At 36.0% G+C, this 24,118-nt stretch carries 9 protein-coding genes; 3 read left to right on the forward strand and 6 right to left on the reverse strand.

Translation table 11 applies throughout. The annotated features are described in order from the left end of the window. Window positions 1-218 precede the first annotated feature (218 nt). Both F6P99_RS13265 and F6P99_RS13270 read left to right on the forward strand, forming a co-directional pair. Window positions 219-7,892 carry an Ig-like domain-containing protein gene (locus F6P99_RS13265; protein ID WP_152287975.1) on the forward strand — a complete coding sequence of 2,558 codons (7,674 nt, stop codon included), beginning with the start codon at window positions 219-221 and terminating at the stop codon, window positions 7,890-7,892. 133 nt (window positions 7,893-8,025) lie between these two features. Beyond that, complete coding sequence (locus F6P99_RS13270) at window positions 8,026-16,722, forward strand: T9SS type A sorting domain-containing protein (RefSeq protein WP_152287976.1); 8,697 nt, start codon at window positions 8,026-8,028, stop codon at window positions 16,720-16,722. Between the two features lie 60 nt (window positions 16,723-16,782). Here the strand turns inward: F6P99_RS13270 and F6P99_RS13275 are convergent, their stop codons facing one another. From F6P99_RS13275 to F6P99_RS13300, 6 genes are all read right to left on the reverse strand, one after another. After that, window positions 16,783-17,205 carry a secondary thiamine-phosphate synthase enzyme YjbQ gene (locus tag F6P99_RS13275; protein WP_152287977.1) on the reverse strand — a complete coding sequence of 141 codons (423 nt, stop codon included), beginning with the start codon at window positions 17,203-17,205 and terminating at the stop codon, window positions 16,783-16,785. A 99-nt stretch (window positions 17,206-17,304) separates the two neighbouring features. After that, window positions 17,305-19,203, reverse strand: coding sequence for a molecular chaperone DnaK (gene dnaK / locus F6P99_RS13280; RefSeq protein WP_152287978.1), 1,899 nt, complete (start codon window positions 19,201-19,203; stop codon window positions 17,305-17,307). 165 nt (window positions 19,204-19,368) lie between these two features. Next, window positions 19,369-20,580, reverse strand: a complete 1,212-nt coding sequence (locus F6P99_RS13285; protein WP_152287979.1) for an ABC transporter ATP-binding protein — start codon at window positions 20,578-20,580, stop codon at window positions 19,369-19,371. 11 nt (window positions 20,581-20,591) lie between these two features. Next, window positions 20,592-21,350, reverse strand: coding sequence for a peroxide stress protein YaaA (yaaA, locus tag F6P99_RS13290; protein WP_152287980.1), 759 nt, complete (start codon window positions 21,348-21,350; stop codon window positions 20,592-20,594). Window positions 21,351-21,361: 11 nt separating this feature from the next. Beyond that, complete coding sequence (locus F6P99_RS13295) at window positions 21,362-22,405, reverse strand: RluA family pseudouridine synthase (RefSeq protein ID WP_152287981.1); 1,044 nt, start codon at window positions 22,403-22,405, stop codon at window positions 21,362-21,364. Window position 22,406: 1 nt separating this feature from the next. Further along, window positions 22,407-22,961 carry a PASTA domain-containing protein gene (locus F6P99_RS13300; protein ID WP_152287982.1) on the reverse strand — a complete coding sequence of 185 codons (555 nt, stop codon included), beginning with the start codon at window positions 22,959-22,961 and terminating at the stop codon, window positions 22,407-22,409. 90 nt (window positions 22,962-23,051) lie between these two features. Here F6P99_RS13300 and F6P99_RS13305 point away from each other — a divergent pair, with 90 nt between their 5' ends. Next, entirely contained in the window at window positions 23,052-24,023 is a 972-nt protein-coding gene (locus F6P99_RS13305) for a D-alanine--D-alanine ligase (protein ID WP_152287983.1), read from the forward strand. Window positions 24,024-24,118: the final 95 nt, after the last annotated feature.

Genomic DNA, 24,118 nt, shown 5'->3' on the forward strand with positions numbered 1-24,118 from the left:
GGACTTTATTAGGTTCTACGAAATGGTTTGACAAGTATTTTGGAAATTATTAATCTACGAATTTCTTTATTTCTACTACACCACAAAGAACTAAACTCATGAATAATTGATTTTCAGATAAATAATGTTTATATTTAGCTTGGATACATGATTTTAAACCATTTCATGCATTCGCTCTACCCCTAAAGATTATTTTTTTGTTTCCAAAAAAATAACCGATGAAAAAATATCTATTCTTCGCAATAATACTAGTATTAATTCAGAACTCAATCGCACAAACCAAAGTCATTCCGGCTGGTTCTGTAATTATTGACATGGGTGTTGTACCTCAAACCGAAGACAATGCTTTAAAACCTTATGGACTGGTATATACTTTGATAAAAAACTTCGATACTCCTGTTATTTGGTCTATCAATTCATCCAAAACAAAAGATGGAACTGATTTTGTAGTAGATGGAAAAAGTTTCAAAGGTGGACCATTCATCATTCAATCGACCACATTAACTACCGCGGTGCAAGACGAAATTGCAGTTTGGGAAGCTCTTGGTGTCGTCACTTATACAACACTTACAAGTGTCATAGTCCCCGTACATAAAGAACTAGAATTTTTTGCAAATTGGGTACTTGACACAGACAATGGTAGTATCGCAGAACCTTATATTACAGCAGCTGGAATCCCTATTTCAGCTTACAGAACTTCATTACCTACTGGACTTACTAGTTGTGATGATCTATTCATTTTACCCCATGCCGACCCTACTTGGACAGATCACGGACAGCCATTATTGGATTGGAATGCACCGACTTCAGAACCGGGTGGTCATGGTGGATGGATTTGGGCTGGATGTCATGCTGTTTCCGTCTTAGAAAGTCTCGTAGATCCTTCCGATTCAAATAGAAGAACCAATTTTCTTACAGAAGATCCCTCAACCTATCCAGGAACCCCAGAGGGTTATGGCTTGATTGATTTTGATGACCACAGTGATGCATCCGGAGTTACACCTATGAGCAATGCCTTTCCAGAGCACTCATTTATGCAGTTTATGGGACTAACTGATGGAGCACATTCGGGTGGGTCAGAGCAAATATTTTTACCATACCCAACCGGAGGCTGGAGATCTACAACAACAGTTGGGGCTTGGGACCCTGCGCAGTTGGATGTTGTATCTGGAAATTCACCGGGTGAAGCCGCTACTATAGTCTATGGACCTGGTTTAGGAGATAACAATCGTGGTTATGTTATGTACGAAGGAGGTCATCGATTGGATAATGGTACCGAAGCCGAAAATGTAGCCGCAATACGAGCCTTTTTAAATTTCTCATTTGATGCTCCAACGGGTCAAGTGCCCATTATAACAGAAAACATCACACCCCCTAGTAGTATCGACGGAGGGCAATATTTAGACTTAAGTGTATCTGCAACAATTCCAGGAGGAGGGACTCCCACTTATGCTTGGACAACATCTTGCGGAACAGGAACTTTTGATGATGCCACAAGTGCTACACCTAGATTGACATTTGCAAATCCAACATCTACAGAAAATTGTAACATTACGGTAACAGTTTCTGATGCCTGTGGTAGAACTTCAATTTCTACTTGGAACATCACAGTCAACAATGGCACACCAAGTGCTCCTATTGCAGTAAACGATAATGTGTCAGTATATAATACTCAACAAATTTCATTCAATGCACTTGACAACGACAATGACCCAAATGATAATTTAGATCCAACCTCTTTTACACCTACAACAACATTAACTCCAACAGGAGGAACATTTACAAGTAATGGAAACGGAAATATTACATTTGTCCCTACTCCTGGCTTTACAGGAACTGTAACCTTGGAATACAATATTTGTGACACTACATCACCGACCCCCCTTTGCGCAACCACAGATGGAATTATTACAGTTACTGTTCTTTCGAGTCCATGTGGTGTAGGAGAAACAATCACAACTGAAACCGCTTACCCCACAATTATTGAGAGTGAAAACGAATGGAAAGACGGTGACAATGCGTTGGGAGCTCCAGATGCACAATTATCAAATTCAGATGATGACAATGGTGCTTTTATAGAATTCGATCTAGGAGCAGGAAACGAAGCCGCACTCGGAACAGATATCATATTTACTCTGTTCAGTGATGATGGTAATTCAAACACAGGTACAATTTCAATCGGTTCTACCACTAGTTATACGGAAGGAATATCGATTCCCGTAACTGTAACCATTCAGGACCCAGCGACTGAAACAATCACCTACACCGTAAACAATGAAAATTTACGTTATATAAAAATTGAAGCAATCAAAGATTTTGGTTTAGAATCTATTACATATCAAAAACTTATTTGTTCATCAGAAACAGATACAGATAGTGATGGAATTATTGACTCCATTGATATTGATGACGACAACGATGGTATTATAGATATCACTGAAAGCAATGGCAATGAACCAAATGGTGATGAAGACGGTGACAATATCTTAAACTTTGAAGATACTACCGATGATGGAAATAATGGTGATTCAAGCACAACAGATTACACAGATAGTAATATGGATGGTATACCTGATGTATATGATACCGATGGGGATGGTGTTCCGAATCATTTAGATCTAGACGCAGATAATGACGGAATACCGGATAATATTGAGGCACAATCAACCATAAATTATATTGCTCCAAACGGAACTGTTGGTTCCAATGGACTAGACAGTGCTTATGAAGTCAGCGACTCTTTGTCAGATTCTGGGTTAACTCCTCAAAATACAGATGGTATCGACAACCCAGATTATTTAGATTTAGACTCTGATAACGATATGACGTATGACATCGATGAAACTGGAGAAGGGCTTTCTAGTACAAACGGACAAACCAATGGAGATGTTGGTGTTAACGGACTCGATAACTCAGTAGAAAATGCCGACAATTATATAGATATTAATGGAAAGTATGACTATACACAAACTGATAATTTCGATGATACCGATGGAGACATTGGAACAGGAGGCGACGTTGATTTCCGTGACGATATTGCAGGGTCCGATGCAGATAACGATGGTGTTTTAGATACTATTGATTTAGATGATGACAATGATGGTATTTTAGACAGTATCGAAGGAGATATAGACACAGACAATGATGGAATCATAAATCGATTAGATTTAGACAGCGATGGAGACGGAATTCCCGATAATATAGAGGCACAAACCACCCAAGGTTATGTTCCGCCAAATTCAGATGACAATACAACTTATGCAAACAACAACGGAGTAAACTCTGCATATCTAGGTGGATTAACACCAGAAAACACAGATGGAACAGACAATCCAGATTATTTAGATACAGATTCCGACAATCACGGTGGAACAGACACACAAGAAGCTGGATTAGTATTATCAGGTACAGTAGGCTCCAACGGTCTCGACAATAATTACGATAATGGTGACACATACGCAGACGTCAATGGTAACTTTGATGCTAGTCAAACGGACAACTTTCCAGATGAAGATGGCGATGCAACCACAGGAGGAGATGTAGATTGGAGAGATGGTCTTACTGGAACAGATACCGACGGAGATGGAGTCAGAGATAGTATCGATTTAGATGATGACAATGATGGTATTTTAGATAGTATAGAAGGAGATTCAGACACTGACAATGACGGAATTATAAATCGATTAGATTTAGATAGTGACGGAGATGGAATCCCAGATAATATAGAAGCACAAACAACAATCGGTTTCATCCCATCAAATAACGATAGTGCATCTACTTACACGAACAATCAAGGAGTAAATTCTGCATATTTAAATGGACTGACACCTGTCAATACCGACGGTATGGATGATCCAGATTATTTAGATACAGACTCAGACAATGATGGTGCCAATGACACTACAGAAGCTTCCCTTACTCTTTCTGGTATTGTTGGTTCAAACGGATTAGATAACAATTATGACAACAGCGATGATTATGCTGATGTGAAAGGTAATTTTGTCAATACACAAAGTGAAAACTTTTTAGATTCGGATAGTGATTTAAATTTTGGAGGTGATGTGGATTGGAGAGACGATTTAGATGGTTTTGATACCGACAATGATGGTATTATTAATAGCCTTGATATTGATGATGATAATGATGGTATTCTAGATGCTACTGAAAGTGGCAGTTATCAACCAGATGGAGATGAGGATGGTGATGGAATTCAAAACTTTAGAGATGTTACAGATGACGGTAATGGAGGGGATTCAAGTAATACTTCTTACTCAGATGTAAACGAAGATGGCATCCCTGATGTCTATGATAACGACAACGATGGTGTGCCAAATCATCTTGATATTGATGCTGACAACGACGGTATCCCAGATAATGTAGAGGCGCAGTCAACCATAGGATATATAGCCCCTTCAGGAATTGTAGGTTCAAACGGTCTAGACAATTCTTACGAAAACAATGATACTTCGGGTGCTTCTAGTAATTTACCAATAACCAATACTGATAGTGGAATTGATAATATCCCTGACTATTTAGATTTGGACTCAGATAACGATGGCACTCCTGATATTGAAGAAAATGGTGATTCTGATACCGTTATTAGTGGTATTGATTCGGATAATGATGGACTCGATGACAATTTTGAGGGAAGCAATGCAACCGATGGTTATGATGTGAATGACGAAATTGATAACCCGTTAACAGATTTACCAGACACCGATATCGATGCCAATGCATCGGGAGATGTCGACTATAGAGATAATGTTGAAAACCCAATTACAGCTAGTTTGGGTGGTAGTCTATTGTGGTTAAGAGCTGACCTAGATGCAACAACTTCATTATGGGAAGATCAATCGGGTGGCAACCATGATGCAGCCGCAACCTCTAACCCTGCTCCTTCTATCACCACAGATGCATTAAACTTCAATCCTGTCTATTATTTTGATGGAGGTGATGAAATGGTTATTTCAGGTGGTTTGTTTGATGATAATATTTTGTATGAAAACATTTGGACATATGTTGTTCTAAAAAGTGATGATCCATTAATTAAAGGACGACTAGTTAGTGAAAAAGGTGGTGACGGAGAAGAATTTAACATCAAAATCGAAGATGATGGTGAAGTTAAATACAAAGTAGGTGGAGGTGGTGACAGTGAAATCAAGGAGTTTTTCACCACCGAAAACGAATTCAATATTTTAACTTTTAGTTCTGCTCAAAATACAAGTACTCCATTTGGAGTAAACAAAGCCATTTCTAAAAACGGTCTTTTGATTGATTCTCAAAATACCATCGATGATATTACTGGAAACAGTGGGAATGATCTGTTCATTGGAGTAAAAGGAGCAGGAAATGATTTCAAAGAATTTTTCAAAGGAAATCTTGCTGAAATAATCGTAACAGACGGAATCCCAACAGCAACCAAACAACAAAGCATTGAAAGTTACCTAGCAATCAAATATGGTATTACTTTAAACGCAACATCAAACGCAACAAATCCAATTACGGAAGGTAATTATTTGCTTTCTGATGAAACAACCGTGATTTGGGATTATACTGAGAATAGTGAATTTCATAATGATGTTGCTGGGATTGGTAGAGATGACTTAATGGGATTAGAACAAACTCAATCAAAATCTATTAATTCTGATGCGATCATAACTATAGAAATTCCTGCCGTTGCTCAAAAGTCAGGAACTTCTAAAAAAACAAACATGAACAATCGGTTCGGAAAAAACAAAGACTTTTTAGTTTGGGGTAACAATAATGGTAACCTTGCCTCTGCCAACACTGCAACTTTATTATGTTCTCCATACAATACACTTCAAAGAAAATGGAAAATCGTTGAGCGTGGAGATGTAGGAACTGTCGAGTTATCTGTTTCTGCTTCACTTATTAGCTCACTTTTAAATACGCCTGCTACAGATAAATATCTAATTATAGCAGACAACAATGCGCTATCAAATAATATTCGATACATACCCTTAACTCTTTCAACCAAAAACGGAAGCAGTCAATACACAGCTAATGTCGATTTCGATGGCAAACAATTCTTTACTTTCGGAGAAGTAAATGGTATTTTTTGGGATGGAGATTTCAATACCTGGACTGGAGGGAACAGTTCAAGTGTTAGCGGATCTGCAAGTACAAATAGCAATGACAAAGACAAAATTATGGTCATTGATTCTAAATCTTCTTTAAGACATGCGGTATTAAATGAAAATGCTGATGTAGAATGTGTATGGATTAAAGAAAACTCACAATTAACCATAGCAGATAATTTGTTTTTAGAATTTGACGAAGATTTTGTTCTTGATGGTGATTTAAAACTTACAGGTGATGCACAATTGATTCAAACACATACGGGACAATCTAATGTTCAGGGTACTGGAAAAATTTTTAAAGATCAACAAGCAACCGTGCCTAATGTGTATCGATATCATTATTGGTCTTCTCCTGTTATCGAAAACAATGGTGATGCATCGTTCACGGTTGCAGGTGTAATGAAAGATGGTACCGATGCAACAGATGAAGATTCATCTATAAGAGAAATTAACTTTATTAGCAATAGCTACGATGGAAGTTCTGGTAATGAAAACACACCTATTTCCATTGCAAATTATTGGATCTGGACCTATATTAATGGAACTGCTTGGGAACAAAAAAAACAAAACGGCTCCATCTCTATAGGGCATGGATACACAATGAAAAGTACAGGAATTGCGAATCAAAACTTCACATTTTCTGGAACACCAAATGATGGAGATGTTAGTATACCACTTACCCAAGACACCAATAGTTTGATAGGTAACCCATATCCTAGTGCTATTTCTGCATCAAAATTTCTTTCGGACAATTCTGGTGTGATTAATGCGACTCTTTATTTTTGGGAGCATTCAGGTGAAGCCTCAACGAGTTCTGTAAACGAAGGACATTTCAAAAGAGGTTATCAAGGCGGATATTCAACAAGAAATTCAGATACAGGAATCGCTGCGAACTCACCAACAAGTCAAACAGGTGGTCTGGGTAATACTGAACACTACAAACAACCTGGAACGCATATTGCAGTAGGACAAGGATTCTTTGTTGGAGCTCATTCCACTGGAAATTTGATATTTAACAACTCACAAAGAGAACACCAAATCGAAGTAGACAACAATGGTGGACAAGGTTCTGTTTTCCATAAAAACAACAAAAATTCCAAACAAGAAAATTCAATTTCTATATTAAAATTAGGATTTGAATACGTTAATGATGCCAATATTGAAATCCATAGACAAATAGCGCTTACCTTTAAAGAAGGACGCACATTTGACTATGAAAACGGACATGATAGTTATGCTTTTGATATTCAACCCACAGATATTTATTGGAGTTTTCACGATAACATAAAATACTCAATAGCAGGTATCCAAGCCCTATCAAATAATCTAGAAGTTCCTTTAACAATTGCCTCAGATGCAAATCAAGAAATTGATTTAATGATTGATGATTTAGTATCTATGGAAGGCTTTGAAATTATATTGGTTGATAATATCTCTGGTGATACATACAATTTGTCTCAAGAAAAAGCTTCATTAAATCTCGATAATTTAATATACACTGACCGTTACAAATTAATATTTGAATCAGAATTATTAAACGCAGATATCCCAGAACAAGAACCTCTCACCGTTCGATATCACAAAAATGAGCAAAACCTTGAGGTCAATTCTGTGAACTCTGGCAAAATCCATTCAATTAAAATTATCGATTTATCTGGTAAAACCATGTACAGAGAAAATACGAATAGCATTTCAAAAGTTATACCAACCCAAGGAATAGCAAATGGAGTTTATATTATAAATATAAAAACTGATCTTGGAGAAACCAGTAAAAAAATCGCAATTTATTAAAGCTAAAAACAAGAAAAACGTAACAAGAATGCTATCAATACATTATCTATCAAATATTTAATTTAAAATTGGGTTAAAGCAATAAATGAGTTAAATTAGCTCACTTTAAAACGTGACGACTAAATAACTATTGATGTTTTTCAGACCAAAAGAGTACTTTAAGACTTTAATCGTAAAGATTATTTTCATATTCCCTATATTATTCACAAGCAATATTTTAGCACAAACTATTCCGGGTACGGGTAGTCAACCCGCTACATGTGGTGATTGTACTCCTAGCGGATGGAGCGATAACGGTGGAACTCCTGACGTTGCTGATAGGTATAATATTGGTGCGCAGGGAACCATTGGTACAGGTGCTAGTTGGGTAACAGAATTACCATTACCCCCAACAGGTGATCAAACATGGATTTCAATTCGAGATGTTGGAGGTCTAGGTTCTGAAGAATCTGTGAATACCACAATGAGTGGTTTGGTTAGTGGTCAAGTTTATAAATTAACTATTTACAGCTTAACGTCGATTACCAATGCTGATGGAGGTACCAGCAGTAACCAGTATTACGCTGGGACCTATATGGATGAATTCGATTATCAAATTGCAAATTTTGATAGACAAACCATCGACGAAATCTCACAAAACCAATGGTCAACTAATGAAATAGTATTTCTTGCTAATGCTTCTTCGATGACACTTTCGCTTTTCCCAAAAACCGATGCTAACACGGGAGGAAGCCCATATGAAGGACTAGAGGCTGTACAAATTGCCGTAGAGCTAAACGCATTAGAATTATTAGACTCAGATAACGATGGTGTTCCTGATATAACTGACATTGATGATGACAATGATGGTGTTTTAGATGTTGATGAAACCAATATTGGAGGCACACAATACGACCCACTAGGTGATGAAGACGGTGACAAGCTTCCAAATTACCTAGACACCAATGATAACAATGATACATCTGATGGTAGTATAACAAATTATACAGATATAAATTCTGATGGAGTTCCTGATATTTTTGACAACGATTTAGATGGGGTTCCAAATCATTTAGATTTGGATTCAGACAATGATGGTATTCCTGATAACATCGAAGCACAGTCCACAATTGGGTACATTTCCCCTTCTACAGATACAGACAACGATGCAGATAATGACGGATTAAATGATGCATATGATTCTGATTGTACCGTAGGATCACCATGTGGGACAAGTAATACCGTAGGTACAGGTATCACTCCTATCAATTCAGATGGTGTGAGCACAAATGGAAGCAGTATAGATACAGTTCCCGATTATTTAGATACTGATGCTGATGGTGATGGAGTTTTAGACAATATCGAAGCAAATATTTCTATTGGAGGTTCGGTAGGAGTAAATGGTTTAATTGCTGCTCTTGACAACGGAGATAATTACAACGATGTCAATGGAGTATTCGACAATACACAAGAAGATAATTTCCCAGATGCTGATAGTGATGTGAACACTGGAGGTGACGTAGATTATAGAGACACAAGCGAAACAGGAGTTGGGTTGGATTCTGATTTAGACGGAATTCCCAACGAAGATGATCTAGATGATGATAACGATGGTATCACAGATGCTCAAGAATTGTGTGACACAGATTTTGCAGAGGGAGCTACAATTAACGTATACATCGATTTGGGAGCATACGAAAATGAAAATTCTTGGACCTTAACAGGCCCCGGTGGATTCTCTGAAAGTGGAGGTACTTATGCAGATGGCGACGATATCATCAATTTGAATTTTCCGGCAACTACAACCGGAGATTATACTTTTACACTAAGTGATACCTACGGTGATGGATTAGATGGTTCAGGATCTGGAGGTACCGGCGGGAGTAGTAATGAAAATGCAACTTCTTCGTATCGTATCTCTGTAAACGGAAGTGTCCTATATGAGAGTGGCACCTTCCCTACTTTTGGAACTGGAGGGAGTGCAGCTGTATTTAATTTCGAAATCAGTTCTTTAGGCACCTCATTTTCTTGTTTAGCAACCGATCCAGGTGCTGATGATGATATCGACGGAACCGTAAATTATAGTGATCCTGATTATAGCACAGGTGTAGTTGGAGATGTTATCAATGCAAATGGTATATGGACAAGTTTAGATTTGGATGGCGATGGAGTGCCAAACCATTTAGATTTAGATTCAGATAATGATGGTATTCCAGATAATATTGAAGCACAGGCAACAAGCAATTCAAGCTTTATTTCTCCAAGTGGAATTGATAACAATAACAACGGTTTAGATGATAATTATGAAACCGGACAAGATGGAACAACCTTAAGTCCTATAAATACTGATAGTGGTTCAGATTCATTACCCGATTATAAAGACACTGACTCTGACAACGATGGAGCTTCAGACAGAATTGAAGCAAACCTTTCTGTATCAGGATCCTATGGCTTGAATGGTTTAGACAGCAATTATGAAACTGGTGACAACTACTCAGATTCAAACGGTAGTTTTGACGATACACAAGAAGACAACTTTCCTAATTCCACAGGAACCGGAGATGTAGATTATAGAGATGTTTCCTCATCTTTTAGTGATAATGACGGAGATGGTATTCCAGATAATATTGATGTCGATGATGACAATGATGGGATTTTAGATACTGTTGAAAACGCTGGTGGATCAACAACAGGAACATGCAATATTACTTATGAACTTATTGGAACTATTGATGGAGACAGAGATAGAGGAAGCCCTAACGATTTAAATAAAGATTTTATTTTTGGAGATAACTTTAGCTTTAGAATTTCTTTTGACACTGCTATACCCGTTGTTATTGAAACTACCATTGGAGATCAAGATCATGCTAGAACAGGTACTGTAACGGTTGATGGAACCTCAGAAAATATAAGTACCGCTGTTGCTAATTTTCAAACGGTAACACATACTCCTACTTCAGCAACATCCTATGATATTACCATGCTAGGTTTTGATATGACAGTGACAACCATCATCGTCAAAGATGACCAAAATAATACCATTGCTCAATTTGATTTTGGAACCTCAAGTAGTACACTTGAGTCTGGTTATATAAGAGTTTCTTCTGGAACAACACAAACAACAACAACCTATTCTTGTATAGAAGATAATGATACTGATGGAGATGGAATCATAAACTCCTTAGATTTAGATTCAGACAATGATGGAATTCCAGATAATATTGAAGCACAAACTACAACGGGTTACAATGCCCCTTCGGGAGATGCTGACGAAACTGCAAATGGGCTAGATACTGCCTACGGTAGTGGTATTACCCCTACAGATACAGATGGAGATGGAACCCCTGATTATCTTGATTTAGATGCTGATGATGATGGTATACTTGACCAAACCGAAGCTGGATTATCTCTTTCAGGTTCTTTTGGAAACAATGGATTAGATAACAACTATGATAACGGAGATAATTATTCTGATGTAAATGGTAGTTTTGACAATACTCAAACAAACAACTTTCCTGACGTAGATGGAGACGTAAATTCGGGAGGAGATTTAGATTTTAGAGATGACACTTTTACCTTTGACAACGATGATGATGATGTCAATGATGAGATTGACTTAGATGACGATAACGATGGGATTTTGGATGCAGTTGAATATGGCAGCTGCAGTCCTGTTAGCAATATCTTAGACTGGAATGCAAATTATGTAGAAGGAAACTCTGGAACCTCCGGAGACATCCCTTCAGAAGAAGGAAGCTTAACGATTAGCAATGTAGGTGTCAACATTGCTATCAGTTCTAATACGTATAGTGATAGTGATTATAGAATTAACAATTTTGTGACTACTAATGGATTTACGTTATACCAAAAAGCCATCCAAAATTCAGAGTCAAATCATATTTTCACTTTCGATACTCCAATTTATGGATTGAATTTTATTTTATATGATGTAGATATTGAATCTACTACAAGTACTGATGAAGTAGAGATTATTTTAACCGCTCAAGACGGTTCTAATTACACCTTACAAGCTGCTGACTATACTGTCGATGCTGGTTCTAACACATTTTCTAATAACAATACATTCACTGGAACGGTTTCTGGAGGTAATGGAAATATTACCATTAATGCCATCCCTGCATGGATCATTAGAATGCGTATTATTTATAAAAACAAAGGAACTGGAAGTTTGAACGGTACACAACAAATTGCCATAGGAAACTTATCTTTTTGTACGCCTTTAGATTCTGACAACGATACAGTTTTTGATTTTAGAGATTTAGACTCAGACGGAGATGGAATTCCTGATAATATAGAAGCTCAAACGACTAAAGACTATATTGCTCCTACAGGCACTTACAGTATTTTTGGTATTGATGTAGCCTATGGTAATGGTTTTACTCCTATAAATACTGATGGCACAGACAACCCAGATTATTTAGATTTAGATTCAGACAATGAAGGAGAATCGGATTTTGAAGAATCTGGTCTTGCAGATCCTTCTGGAACAGAAGGCGCCAATGGTTTAGACAGCAATTATGAAGATGCTGATTCATACGACGCAACAGACATTAATGGATTGGGTGATGATACTATTACCGATAATTATGATGATACAGATGGTGATGTAAATCTTTCAGGTGGTGATTTAGATTTCCGTGATACAGTTTTTGGAAATGATACAGATGGTGACGGTATTCCTGATGACACAGATATAGATGATGACAATGATGGAATTTTAGATATTGATGAGTGTGAAAATCTTTCAAATGGAGCTGGTGTTAACAACGTATATAGCGAATCGGGAGTTGGTAACAACGCTTCAAACACCCTTTCATCAGACAATTCAAGAGTTACATTCAACAACACCAACGATGAAGTCATTTTAGATCTTACAGGTGATAACAATCTACCTACAGGTGCAATCGTCTATATTGAAGCTCGAGTTACTGTTAGTACAGGAAATACATTAAATGTACAACAATCTTCCGATGGTATTTCATTCTCTAACGAACAAATATACACATGGAGTTCTACTGGGGCAGATGAAAACAAAGAATATATCCTAACATCAGACGCAAGATATCTCAAACTCGCTTTAGAGGTTTATAGTGGCTCCGGGGGTGTTCAAGTCGATTATGTTTCCTATGGAAGTTATTGCTCTTCGGATGGAGACTCTGATAATGATGGTATCCCAAATCGATTGGATATTGATGCTGACAATGACGGTATTCCTGACAATATCGAAGCACAAAGCACAATGGACTATATGGCTCCAAGTGGTATTGGGGCAGGAATTACAGATGCCAACTCGAATGGATTAGATGATAATTATGAAACCGATCAAGGAGGAACAAATCTTTCACCTATAAATACAGATTCATCTGTTGACAACATTCCTGACTATTTAGACACCGATTCGGACAATGATGGAACTCTTGATATTGAAGAAAATGGTGATTCCGACAATGTGATAAGTGGTATAGATACTGATGGTGATGGGTTGGATGACAATTTTGAAGGGACTAACACAAACGATGGATACGATGTAAATGATGAAATAGAGAGCCCCCAAAGTAATTTACCAGATGTTGATTCAGATGTGTCAACAGGAGGTGATGTAGATTACAGAGATGATGAAATAGGTACAGTAACTCCTAGTCCTCAAGGCGCATTATTATGGTTAAGAGCAGATTTAGATGCGACCACTTCGTTATGGCAAGATCAATCTGGATTAGACCATGATGCAACACCAGGAACAAACGGACCAACATTATCGTCCAACGCAGTAAACTTTAATCCTGCATTTTCTTTTAATGGATCTAATCAATTTATGGAAATCATCAATGCTACAACGGGAGATGGAATTCTTGAAAGCGGAACAAGTTACCCTGACCTAGCAGCGTATGTTGTAACTTCAGCTGGAGCAACTCAAGATGGTTATATATTTAGAGAACTTACCGATGATCCTGAAGGAGATGATTTTTTAATCACAACTCCATGGGGTGATGGTGAAGTATATTATGGAATTGAAAATGGAAGTTCAAACATTAACCATCCATGGCAATCGTCACTCAACACTTATGGAATTCACAATTTCTATGGCAGTAGCAATGCGAGTAACTCTGCCTTAAACTTCCAACAGGCTCTTTATTTTAATGGAATAAATATTGATACAGGTACTTCATTTCAGACTACGATAGATGGTGAAGACAACAATCATTTCTATATCGGCTCTCAAGACGGTAGTCAAGATTTTCACGATGGAGAAATTGCAGAAATTATCGTGTTTACAGGAAATCAATCTTCTGAAACACAGCAGGCCTATCAATCATACTTGGCAATAAAATACGGAATCACTTTGTATAGTACTACAACAGGTTCTGCTATTATCGCAGAAGATGATCTAACTATTACCGAAGGGGATTACATTCTATCTGATGAAAGCACGAAAGTCTGGGATTACACTGTCAATTCTGATTATCATAATGATATAGCTGGTATCGGTCGAGATGATGGTTTCGCCTTAAATCAAAAACAATCAAAATCAATAAACTCTGATGCCGTAATCACCATAGGACTAGGAAGTATCGCTACTGACAATATTTCAAACAGCAACAATTTCTCAACAAATAAAGATTTTTTGGTTTGGGGTAATAATAACGGAACTATTTCGAATACTTCTACTACCACGATTATTTGTGCTCCAGAAAAAACTTTAGGAAGAACATGGAAAATTGTTGAAAACGGATCAGTTGGACTAGTTCAAATTGCAATATCAGAAAACACAATTACTGACAACCTAGACACTTCAACTTCTGTTAAAGTACTAAAAGTTGCTGATGACGCATTATTTACAACCAATGTTGAGTACGTCGCTTTAACTCCGCCTGTTAACAGTGAAACACAGTATGTCTGTAATTATGATTTTGATGGCACAAAATTCTTTACCTATGCTGAAGTAAATGGTATCTTCTGGAATGGTGATGCCAATTCTGGTGCTGGTGCATGGACAGGAGGTTCTGCGGCAGATAACTCTGCAAGTACAAGTGGTAATGATGTAGATAAAGTAATGATTATCGATTCCGAAAGTTCGTTGAACCATGCAGTTTTAAATCAAGACGCAAGAGTTGAATGTGTTTGGATAAAAGAGAACTCTGTATTAACAGTTGCTGATGAACATTATTTAGAGTTTGACGAAGACTTTATTCTTGATGGAAACCTAAAGTTAGTAGGTGACGCACAATTAATACAAACACATGTTGGCCAAACAAATGTTCAAGGAACCGGTAAAGTTTATATTGATCAAAAGGCGACAGTTGAAAATCAATACCGTTATCATTATTGGTCATCGCCTGTTGTAGAAGTAGGAAAATCTACATTTACTGTTGAAGCAGTAATGAAAGACGGTACAACACCTACTTCTGAAAGTTCTACGGAAGAAACTCCGAGAGATATCAACTTCATTTCGGAAAGCACAAGCTACGATGGTTCTTACGACGATAACCCTGCAGATGGTACGGACCCAATTACTATTGCAAATTACTGGATTTGGTCTTATATAAGTGGTACCACTGGAAACGACTGGCAACACAAAAGACATAACACTGCTATTAACAGAGGAGAAGGATACACCATGAAAAGTACTGGAAATCAAGATGGTCAAAACTTTACTTTTGTTGGAACACCTAATGATGGTACTATTAGCATACCTGTTATTAAAGATTCTAATAGTTTAATCGGGAACCCTTATCCAAGTGCTTTAGATGCTATTGATTTTATCAACGAAAATAGTGATGTGATTAGTGGAACAATTTACTTCTGGCAGCATGAAGGTGAAAACGGAACAAGTACGGTAACTGAAGGGCACAATATTCGAGGTTACCAAGGTGGTTATGCAACTAGAAACCTAGGTACCTCTGTTGCTGCACAAACCACTGTGGATGGTACCGGAGGACTAGGAGAAGGAAACACTTATGATGAACCTGGAAGGTACATTGCCGTTGGGCAGAGTTTCTTTGTTGGAGCTATCGCAAATGGAACCATTGTTTTTGAAAATAGTCACCGTAACTACCAAGCAAAAGATGGTACCAATTCTGTTTTCTTAAAAACGAATAAAAAGAAAAAAGAAACTTCTGAAAAAGAAGTTATAGAAGAAATACCAACACTAAAAATTGGATTTGAGTATGAAAACGATGAACAGCAAATAATTCATAGACAAATAGCTGTTAGCTTTGCAAATGGCTTGTCAGGTGCTCATGATAATGGATATGATAGTCCAATCTACGATATCCAAGACAACGATACATATTGGAAATTTAACGAATCAGACACTAAGTATGTCATTGCTGGTGTTGCCATGCCAAATGGTGAGACTGAATTACCTTTAGGAGTGGTGGTAGATTCAGAAAAAGAACTGACATTCCAGATTGATAATATGAACTTTGTAAATGATGCTATCTATTTAAAAGATCACCTTTTAGATATTACATACAAACTATCTGTAGATAACGCCATTAAAATTACTGTAGGTTCAGGTTCATATGAAGATCGCTTTTCTATAGTATTTAAAAATGATGCCGAAGATGATCTACTCAATATTGTAGATCAGGAAAATGTTGTCTTTAACATTCGATACAATCAATTTGATAAAACTATTGAAATAGACAACCCTAACAACATTGTATTAATGAAACTACAATTAGTGAGTATGTCAGGTAAGAAATTAAAAGAGTTTGAATCAGAGGATATCCTTGAAACTCTAAAAGTTTACGATATCTCTGATGGAGTCTATGTGGTTCGAATTAAAACCTCTGTTGGTATAATAACTAAAAAAATTGCAATATATTAAATCGTTAATAATATACCACTAAACACAAAAAAGCATCCTACCTACTATTGGATGCTTTTTTCAATTCCCCATAATAGTAATAACAATTTTTCTACTGCCACCATAATTGCGGTGTTCCCCAAGATAAATACCTTGCCAAATCCCCATATTTAGTTTTCCATTCGTAATCGGAATAGAAATAGAATTTCCTAATAAAGAGGCTTTGATATGGGCAGGCATATCGTCAGAACCTTCATAATCATGCTTATAGTATGGCATATTTTCAGGTATCATTTTATTGATATGCGTTTCAAAATCAACTCTTACCGTTGGATCGGCATTTTCATTGATCGTCAAACTTGCCGATGTATGTTTGATAAAAACTTCAAGCTTTCCAATTGATATTTTAGATAATTCTGGAATATGATTCAATATTTCACTTGTAATTAAATGAAACCCTCGTTGTTTTGGTTCTAAGGTTACTTCTTTTTGTAAAAATACCATCCCTATACAATTTTTAAGTTCTATGAAATTAAAACAAAGTTCATAAAAAAACCGTTTCAGTTTTACTGAAACGGTTTTTATTATATCCTAAAAGAGTAATTATTTTACTTCTTCAAAGTCTACGTCTTCTACTGAATCCTCAGAACTTGCATTTGGTTCTGCTTGTGCTCCAGCATCAGCACCTCCTTGTGCTTGTTGTGCAGCAGCTTGGAACTCAGCTGCAGCTCCTTGTAAAGCAGTATTCAATGCTTCTGTAGCCGTATCGATCGCTGTAAGATCTTTTGCTGCATGCGCTGTTTTCAACTCAGCTAAGGCAGCATCAATTGGTGCTTTTTTATCTTCAGGAAGTTTCCCTTCTACTTCTTTCAATTGAGATTCCGTTTGGAAAATCATTTGATCAGCAGTATTCAACTTCTCAGCAGTTTCTTTTGCTTTTGCATCTGCTTCTGCATTTGCTTCAGCATCAGCTTTCATTTTTGCGATTTCTTCTTCTGACAATCCTGAAGAAGCTTCAATCTTAATTTCTTGAGATTTGTTTGTTGCTTTATCTACAGCAGAAACTTTGATAATTCCGTTTGCATCAATATCGAAAGTTACTTCGATTTGAGGAGTACCTCTTTGAGCCGGTGGAATATCAGTTAATTGGAAACGACCAATTGTTTTATTATCAGCAGCCATCGCTCTTTCTCCTTGCAATACATGGATATCAACTGATGGTTGGTTGTCTACAGCAGTAGAGAATACCTGAGATTTTTTAGTTGGAATAGTCGTATTTGCTTCAATTAATTTAGTGAATACATTCCCCATAGTCTCAATTCCTAATGATAAAGGTGTAACATCTAATAACAATACATCTTTTACATCACCTGCTAAAACTCCTCCTTGAATAGCCGCTCCAATTGCAACTACTTCATCAGGGTTTACTCCTTTGTTTGGCTCTTTACCAAAGAAAGCTTTAACTTTTTCTTGTATTACTGGGATACGTGTTGATCCACCAACTAAAATAACTTCATCAATTTCAGAAGTAGATAAATCTGCATCTTCTAAAGCTTTTTTAACAGGCTCCATAGAACGTGTCACTAACTCAGCAGCCAATTGCTCGAATTTTGCACGAGTCAATGTTTTCACCAAGTGTTTAGGTCCTGAAGCAGTAGCCGTAACATAAGGTAAATTGATCTCTGTCTGTGCAGAAGATGACAATTCAACTTTTGCTTTTTCAGCAGCTTCTTTTAAACGTTGCAAAGCCATTGGATCTAAACGTAAATCAACATCTTCTTCAGCTTTGAAAGAATCTGCCAACCAGTCAATGATTACTTCATCAAAATCGTCTCCTCCTAAGTGTGTATCTCCATTTGTAGATAATACTTCGAATACACCTTCACCAATTTCTAAGATAGAAATATCAAATGTACCACCACCTAAATCGTATACAGCGATTTTTTGATCTGTTCCTTTTTTATCAATACCGTAAGCCAATGCTGCTGCAGTAGGCTCGTTGATGATTCTCTGAACTTTTAAACCAGCAATTTCTCCAGCTTCTTTTGTCGCTTGACGTTGTGCATCGTTAAAATATGCCGGTACTGTAATTACAGCTTCACTAACATCAGCTCCTAAATAATCTTCAGCTGTTTTCTTCATCTTTTGAAGTGTCATTGCAGAAACTTCTTGTGGCGTATATAAACGCCCATCGATATCAACTCTTGGTGTATCGTTATCTCCTTTTACTACTTTGTAAGGTACTCTTCCAACTTCTTCAGAACACTCAGAAAACTTGTTCCCCATAAAACGCTTAACAGAAGCAATTGTTTTTGTTGGGTTAGTTACTGCTTGTCTTTTTGCTGGATCACCAACTTTACGCTCACCTCCTTCTACGAAAGCTACAATTGATGGTGTTGTTCTTTTCCCCTCTGCATTAGGAATTACAACAGGCTCATTTCCTTCCATTACAGAAACACAAGAGTTTGTTGTTCCTAAATCTATTCCAATAATCTTACTCATAATATTTATATTTAATGTGTTTGTATCAAATTTACGTTTACTCAGTAGTCAATCTTTGTGCCAATATAAATACCCTCAATTATTGTCATATTTTTAATTTAGAAAATGACAGAGTGTCATAAATACTGTCTAAAAACGAGAAAAAAAGTATACAAAATGTCAGAATTACGCTAAGACACTTCCAACAGAACCATCTTCTGTTTTTGTAAGTTGGTAAATTTTATCAGGAGAAATACCTTTTTCTGTAGTATGAGAAACATAAATAATTGTAGTCTGTGTTTCTTTAGATATTTTAGAAATCAATGCTGTTATCAATTTTGTACTTTGAATATTTAAACCTGAAGTGGGTTCATCCAAAATCAATAAAGGTGGATGCTTTACCATTGCTCTTGCAATCAAAACCATTCGTTGTTCTGCCAAAGACAGAGTGGTGAATGTTTTATTCTGTATAGAAGTCATCCCTAATAGAGTAATCCATTCTTGCGCCAATTTCACATGAATATCCAAAGGTTTCACATACAAACCGACAGAGTCATAAAACCCTGATAGTACCATATGGATAACGGAATGTCTTTTGTTAAATAACTCAGTTATCGTAGAGGTAAAATATCCTATTTTTTGTTTTATTTCCCAAACATTTTCTTCGGTCCCCTTTAGTTTATCAAACAACACAATATCTTGACCATAGGCTTTATGACTGTCTCCAGTAATCAAAGATAATAACATAGTTTTTCCACTACCATTTTCACCAATCAACTGCCAAAACTCTCCCAATTTAATTTCCCAAGAAATATTTTTTAACACCTGCTTCTCATAAAATTTTATCGAAACATCCTTTAAATTTACAAAGCTACGATAGTCATAATTATAGCTCGTGGTTGTACTTGGAATAGAAAAATTCGAAAAGAAATCATTTCGGTTTCTAAAAAAAGTTTGAACCGTATCGAAATAAGGTTCCAAACTTTGAGAAAAATTTACCGTAAAAAAATCGTCAATAAACGGAAATACATCTTCTTCTTTTCTAACTATTTGAATTATTCTAGTTTTTTCAGATGCTTTTAAAAGTAATTTCTTCAAATGACTTTTATTAATCGCATCTAAATTCTCAAATAAATTTTCGACAATCAAATAATCATACTCTTGCGACAGTAAATAAGTAAATAAAGCTCTTTTTCTTTCTCCACTCGACATTGATTGAAGTGACTGCCCAAATGTATCAATAAAAACAGAAGTGTCTCGTTTGGTCTCTTCTTCAACCAATTGTAGAATTCTTTTCGCTGAAAAAACGTATTTTAAATCTGGAAATGGAATTTTAAACTCAAAGGACTCTGTGCCTTGAAGTATTGCAAAATGTTTCGATGTCGAAGGCATTATCATAAACGCATATGCTAACGGACAAACACAAATTCTGTTTCAGAAGACAATTCTTCACTAAAACCATATCCTCCATAGTCAAAACCTTTTAGAGAGGCAACATCATTAATATCATTGTCTATGATATATCTCACCATCATACCTCTTGCTTTCTTAGCAAAAAAAGATATCATTTTTAATTTTCCGTCTTTGTAATCTTTAAATTGAGGAGTGATAACCGGAGCCTTTAATAATTTGGGTTTGATAACCTTGAAGTATTCGTTACTGGCCAAATTTATTAATGGCTCACCTTCACTCATTTCTTCATTCAAAGCATCTGTAATTTTAGTATCCCAAAATTGATACAAATTATCTTTTCGACCTATTTTTAATTTGGTCCCCATTTCTAAACGATAGGCTTGTATCAAATCGAAAGGTTTTAAAATCCCATACAAACCAGATAATATTCTCAATTTATCATTTAGTTGGGTATGCTTTTCTTCTGGTATTGAATAAGCATCCAACCCAATATAAACATCTCCCTTAAACATATAAACAGCTTGTCTCGCATTTTCAATTGTAAACGGACGTTGCCATTGTTGATTTCGTTCCCAATTCAACTCTGATAAGGCTTGAGAAATAGACATCAACTCTCCTATTTTTTTTGGAGACTTTTTCTTTAACACACCTATCAATTTCTCAGCTATATCTAAAGTTTCAGGTTCACTAAAAAGACTTGTAGGTATCTGAGTTTCTAAATCTAAAGATTTGGCAGGTGAAACAACAATTTTCATATCATATATTTTTAAGCGTCAGAATCTTCTCTTGTATGAATCGTATAAGCTCTCCACTTCTCCAAAGCAGCTTTCATATCATCTGGTGTTTCAGAATCAAAACGCATCATTTCTTTTGTAGTTGGATGTATAAAGCCTAAAGTTTTTGCATGCAATGCTTGCCTTGGTAGAATTTTAAAAGTATTCTCAACAAACTGTTTGTACTTTGTAAATGTAGTTCCTTTTAACACAGCATCACCACCATATCGAGCATCGTTAAATAAGGTATGTCCAATATGTTTAAAATGAGCTCTAATTTGATGTGTTCTTCCAGTTTCTAATCTACATTCAACCAGCGTTACATAATTAAAGCGCTCTATTACCTTAAAATGAGAAACTGCAGGCTTCCCAAAATCACCCTCAGGAAAAACAGACATTTGTAATCTATTTTTTAAACTTCTACCAATGTTTCCTTCAATTGTACCTTCATCTTCTTCTATATTTCCCCACACCAAAGCATGATATACCCGCTCTGTAGTTTTATCAAAAAATTGTTTGGCCAAGAATGTCATAGCTTCCTCGGTCTTAGCAATTACTAAGAGCCCGCTAGTGTCTTTATCTATACGATGCACTAAACCAGGTCTTTCATTACTATTATTTGGCAAATTCTCAATATGATGAATCAAGCCGTTTACCAACGTACCAGAATAATTTCCATGTCCTGGATGTACAACCATACCAGCAGGTTTGTTTACAACCAACAGTACTTCGTCTTCATAAACAATATCTAAAGGTATGTCTTCAGCAATCAATAAATTTTCATGAGGAGGATGCTCTAACACCACACGTATTACGTCTTTCGCTTTTACCTTATAACTTGATTTAACAGCTACATCATTGGCTAATATATTGCCATTCTTAGCAGCTTCTTGAATTTTATTTCGCGTCGCATTTTCGATGAAATTCATCAAGAATTTATCAACCCTTAAAGGAACTTGACCATCTGCTGCTACGAATCTAAAATGTTCGTATAATTCATCTGGTTCCAAATCATTATTATCAATTATTTCTTGCATCTTATTTTCCTCTACCATTACCTAAAATAACATCTATAACAGAATGCTTTTCTAGTTTATCACCTTCTTTCAAGGTCTTGCCATTACACTTTAACCTACGTACAACATTTCTTCCAATATCAGGAATAAACAAAATACGTCCGATTTCAAAACCAGAAGATTTTAATTGCGCAATTACTTCATATTTTGTTTTACCATAAAATTCTTGAATCATCACTTTTCCATACTTAGAAGGATTCAAGGTTAGGTATATTTTTCTATTTTCTTTTACCAAAGAATGTTTTTCAGGTACCTGACTAATCACCGATTTTTTAGGATAGTTTGGATTATAACTGGCAGAGTCTATCACTTCATATCGAAGATCTAATTCTGATAATTTCGTTGCCACTTCTTCAATCGCAAGCTTAGACAAATCAGGAACCTCTATCGATTCACCATGCTTAGTAGTTACTTCAAGATATTTTACCAAAGAAAAAAAACCGATTGTAAAAACAACAGCCACAATTACTAATTGAATAAAAAACTGTTTGCTAATAAAATACTTACCTAAACTCATTTACTACATTTTTAAACAAAGATATAAAACGAACCGCTAAGGAATTGAATAATAAGTGATATTTTTGAAGCAGAATAAAAGATCAATTAGATGAAAAAAAATGTAGCTGTTGTAATGGGAGGATATTCCTCTGAATATAAAATTTCTATAAAAAGTGGTAACGTAGTTTTCAACCACATAGATAAAGAATTATACAATCCTTTTATCGTTTATATATTAGAAAACAAATGGGTAGTGGTTGATAACAATGAAAAAGAGTACTCTATTAACAAGCATGATTTTTCAATAGAAATAGCTAATAAAAAAATTAATTTTGATTTTGTATTCAATGTGATACATGGGACACCAGGAGAAGACGGAAAACTACTTGCATATTTCGATCTTTTAAACATTCCTTATAGCTCTGCTCCTTTTTATCAAATGGCATTAACATTTAACAAAAGAGATTGTTTAAGCGTTGCGAAAACATACGGAATAAAAACGGCGACATCAGTATACCTTAACCAAGGAGATGCCTATGATAAAAAAGAAATCCTATCTAAAGTAGGCTTACCTTGTTTCGTAAAGCCAAATAATGCAGGATCTAGCTTTGGTATTTCTAAAGTTAACGAAGAAAAAGATTTTGAAGCGGCTTTAAAAACTGCATTTCAAGAAGATTCCGAAATATTAATTGAATCCTTCTTAAACGGTACAGAAGTTTCTGTAGGTGTAATTCAATACAAAAATGACACGATTGTTTTACCAATAACAGAAATCGTTTCAGAAAATGATTTCTTTGATTATGAAGCAAAATATATGGGTAAATCTCAAGAAATCACACCAGCTCGTATCACTGAAAACCAAAAAAACAACGTATCAAAAGCTGCAAAACATTTATATAAAAGCTTAAACATGTCGGGGTTTTCGAGATCTGAGTTTATTTTTATTGATGATGAGCCATATTTTTTAGAAATGAATACGGTACCTGGCATGACAGAAGCAAGTCTTCTCCCACAGCAAGCTTCGATTGCAGGAATTTCATTATCTGATCTATTAACCGATACAATCCAGCGTTCTATCTAGTTTCAATAAAATTACACGAAAGCATCTTAAGGCCATTTGATTGGTTTAAGATGCTTTTTTTATGAATTGTATAAATTCATTCATTTTTAAATTTA

Source organism: Flavicella marina (assembly GCF_009193215.1).
GTDB lineage: Bacteria > Bacteroidota > Bacteroidia > Flavobacteriales > Flavobacteriaceae > Flavicella > Flavicella marina.

Excerpts from the sequence above, each read along its gene's own strand:
- F6P99_RS13275 (WP_152287977.1), bottom strand. The coding sequence starts at position 17,205 with ATGGTATTTTTACAAAAAGAAGTAACCTTAGAACCAAAACAACGAGGG.
- F6P99_RS13295 (WP_152287981.1), bottom strand. The coding sequence starts at position 22,405 with ATGCAAGAAATAATTGATAATAATGATTTGGAACCAGATGAATTATAC.
- F6P99_RS13305 (WP_152287983.1), top strand. The coding sequence starts at position 23,052 with ATGAAAAAAAATGTAGCTGTTGTAATGGGAGGATATTCCTCTGAATAT.
- dnaK (WP_152287978.1), bottom strand. The coding sequence starts at position 19,203 with ATGAGTAAGATTATTGGAATAGATTTAGGAACAACAAACTCTTGTGTT.
- F6P99_RS13285 (WP_152287979.1), bottom strand. The coding sequence starts at position 20,580 with ATGATAATGCCTTCGACATCGAAACATTTTGCAATACTTCAAGGCACA.
- yaaA (WP_152287980.1), bottom strand. The coding sequence starts at position 21,350 with ATGAAAATTGTTGTTTCACCTGCCAAATCTTTAGATTTAGAAACTCAG.
- F6P99_RS13300 (WP_152287982.1), bottom strand. The coding sequence starts at position 22,961 with ATGAGTTTAGGTAAGTATTTTATTAGCAAACAGTTTTTTATTCAATTA.
- F6P99_RS13270 (WP_152287976.1), top strand. The coding sequence starts at position 8,026 with ATGTTTTTCAGACCAAAAGAGTACTTTAAGACTTTAATCGTAAAGATT.
- F6P99_RS13265 (WP_152287975.1), top strand. The coding sequence starts at position 219 with ATGAAAAAATATCTATTCTTCGCAATAATACTAGTATTAATTCAGAAC.